Source organism: Colwellia hornerae, assembly GCF_007954355.1.
GTDB classification, from domain to species: Bacteria; Pseudomonadota; Gammaproteobacteria; order Enterobacterales; family Alteromonadaceae; genus Colwellia_A; species Colwellia_A hornerae.
Map to the genome: position 1 here is coordinate 1 of NZ_VOLR01000059.1, position 2,562 is coordinate 2,562.

Consider the following 2,562-nt stretch of genomic DNA (forward strand, 5'->3'; position numbering starts at 1 on the left):
GTATTGTTTCTCGCAGGTCTTATAGATAGTCGATATAGACGGCAACCCCTGAGTATGCGTAGTGAAACAAGTAACTTCTGTTGCGCCGAAAGTCTTGTTAAAAGCATCGAGTGTTTTCATTCAAATATTCGTAAGCAACAGAAGTATATTCCACCTATTAATGAGTTAGGTAAACTGATTAATTAATGGAACGGAGCAACTATAAGCAATTCAAACGGACAAAAAACAGTTGGTTGTTTCACTCCGTTCAACAGTATAACCAACAATTTTTTGCCGCTTAATATGGGCGTTAGGTGGAATCGCCACTTCGTTTTATTGTTAAGTTATTCTGCCAATTTAAGTAGGGCGTTTGTGTTTACTTTAAGTGTTTTTGGAGTGTTTCGCCAAAGTCTACGTCACTCTCGCCAATATAGTCTTCGGGCATTACCTAAAGACAAAATGTCCTCGCTAATTGGCTTTTCTTTATTTGGTGTAGTGGCTCAAAATCTAGCAGTTGTGTTTATAAAGTGGCGAATGTTATATTAACTTTTAATATTTGCTTTAAGGTTATGTATTTACTGAGATACTTCACCTAACAAGCAATTCAAACGGACAAAAAAAAGTTGGCTGTTTCACTCCGTTCACATTTTAGCCAACCATTTTTTGCCGCTTAATATGGGCGTTATAACTCAAAGTCAAAGTCTTGCGCTAGATTCTAATTTTTACTATACTTAGTACCATATAAAGTACAACTAAAGGTATTGTTATGAGTAGACTTCACTTTGATCAAGATATTCAGCCCTTATCAGATTTTAGGGCTGGAGCGGCTTCATTTATACGTCAAATTAATGAAACAAGAAGACCCATTGTTATCACCCAAAGAGGAAAAGGTGTGGCTGTGGTTATGGATGTCTCTGAATATGAAGCTATGCAAGAAAAGATTGAACTACTTGAAGAAGTACAAAAGGCAGAAGCTCAACTTTCTGCTGGCTTAGGTATATCTAATTCTGATGCTCGCACTCAAATTTTAAAGAGTATAAAAAATTGAAAGTAGTTTGGTCACCTTTAGCATTAGATAAATTAGAGGCAACAGCCAAGTTTATCACACTTGATAAGCCATCTGCTGCTGATAAATGGGTGAATGATGTATTTGATCATGCAGATTTACTTGGAGCTCAACCTGAAATGGGTCGTCCGGTTCCGGAGCTAATAGGTTCAAGTTACCGAGAAATTATATTTGGTAGCTATCGTATTATCTATAAAATTGAAAATGAGATTAGAATTCTAACATTACGAAATAGTCGTCAGTTGTTGAGTTCAGGCGATGTTGAGTTATAACAAGCGCTTCAAACGGAAAAAATACAGCTGGCTGTTTTCACTCCGTTCAAAATTTTAGCCAGCTATATTTTTCCGCTTAAGCGGGCGTTATGTTTACCGTAAATTGGAGTGTTCGTTGAAATTAGAAGAAATTATACCTCTGGTTAGTTTGCTGTTGGCTATCACATCTATTTTTGTAGCTTTTTTGAGTTTTTTTAATTCAAGAAAAAGAAATAAACTTGATGAACAAACACAAGAAGATAAAGACCTTAGTGACTACGCTATATTATTGTTAGAAAAGTCTTATAAAGTATTGACGGATGACGGAGAAAATACAACCCCTCCGAAAGCAAGTAGACTTAATTGGTTAACCTCTGCGCGACTGATTCTTCGTTATAATAATATTCGTTCACAAATAAAGACTGTCCGATACCAATTGATTTGCGATGAAAGTGCTGAACAATGGGGGCATGAGTTTTATAAAATACTAAAGAGTGGTGATTTTAATCATCCAGGATATTATTCTGGTAACTTAATGCTAAATTCATGTGAAAATATAGAACCTAATTCTGCTGTAGTTATCACTGAATTCTCTAAGTGGGGAGAAGATTATAAAGACCCAATTGATACCTATGCGTATAAGGACAGTTTAGCTAAAAAGCCCAAAATACTAGATGGTCATATTGGGTTACAAGTTTATTTAAGCAATTTGGACGAAGAGGGTGCCCGTAAACATAACAAGAAAATCAACAAGGACACGTAACAGTTGGCTACGTTTCGCTTCGCTACACAATTTTAGCCAACCATTACTTAGCCTGTTATTTGGGCGTTATATACCTATATGAAATATGGCATAAGTTTCCAAAATAAGGTTGATATTTGTTCTATAGATAATGGCGTTTGCGTCCTTACGCTAGTTCAGTATGAAATTATTGATGAATCAAATATTGAATTACTTCAAAGTAAACTAAACCATTACTTGGTTTATATTCTTGATGGGCAACTAGAAGAGGAAGAGCCTCAAAAGTCTGCTTTACCTAAACGAATTGAATTAATCGTTGGTCACAATCCAACAGAGATACTAACTGATTTTATTAACCAGTTGGTTCCAGTATTAGAGACTGATAGTATTAGCTTCGTTATTAGGCGACAATTAGCTTGGCCGGGTCGCGACAATTAGGTTGACCGGTTTTGGTACACTTCAGATATATCAAATTTAATAGAGAAAGATATGTCTGGAAAACCCATAACCAAGCAACAGGTTAA

The 2,562-nt window shown here is 35.8% G+C and carries 5 protein-coding genes; all 5 read left to right on the plus strand.

The window, feature by feature from the left end; translation table 11 throughout:
• Positions 1-186 (plus strand): hypothetical protein (locus ESZ26_RS19370; protein WP_211361229.1); only part of this gene is annotated, 186 nt, incomplete at its 5' end.
• 559 nt (positions 187-745) lie between these two features.
• Positions 746-1,027 (plus strand): type II toxin-antitoxin system Phd/YefM family antitoxin, encoded by a 282-nt coding sequence (locus ESZ26_RS18805; RefSeq protein WP_146801410.1) that lies wholly within the window; start codon positions 746-748, stop codon positions 1,025-1,027.
• On the plus strand, positions 1,024-1,317 hold the full coding sequence (locus ESZ26_RS18810) for a type II toxin-antitoxin system RelE/ParE family toxin (protein WP_146910732.1): 294 nt from the start codon (positions 1,024-1,026) through the stop codon (positions 1,315-1,317). The genes ESZ26_RS18805 and ESZ26_RS18810 overlap by 4 nt, the downstream gene beginning before the upstream one ends.
• Positions 1,318-1,432: 115 nt before the next feature.
• A complete protein-coding gene (locus ESZ26_RS18815; protein ID WP_146801380.1) occupies positions 1,433-2,059 on the plus strand; it encodes a hypothetical protein in 627 nt (208 codons plus the stop codon).
• 78 nt (positions 2,060-2,137) lie between these two features.
• Positions 2,138-2,476: a DUF6572 domain-containing protein gene (locus ESZ26_RS18820; RefSeq protein WP_146801378.1), complete on the plus strand. Its 339-nt coding sequence runs from the start codon at positions 2,138-2,140 to the stop codon at positions 2,474-2,476.
• Positions 2,477-2,562: the final 86 nt, after the last annotated feature.

Bases quoted from the DNA above. Each gene is read 5' to 3' on its own strand.
- ESZ26_RS18805 (WP_146801410.1), top strand. From the start codon at position 746: ATGAGTAGACTTCACTTTGATCAAGATATTCAGCCCTTATCAGATTTT.
- ESZ26_RS18820 (WP_146801378.1), top strand. From the start codon at position 2,138: ATGAAATATGGCATAAGTTTCCAAAATAAGGTTGATATTTGTTCTATA.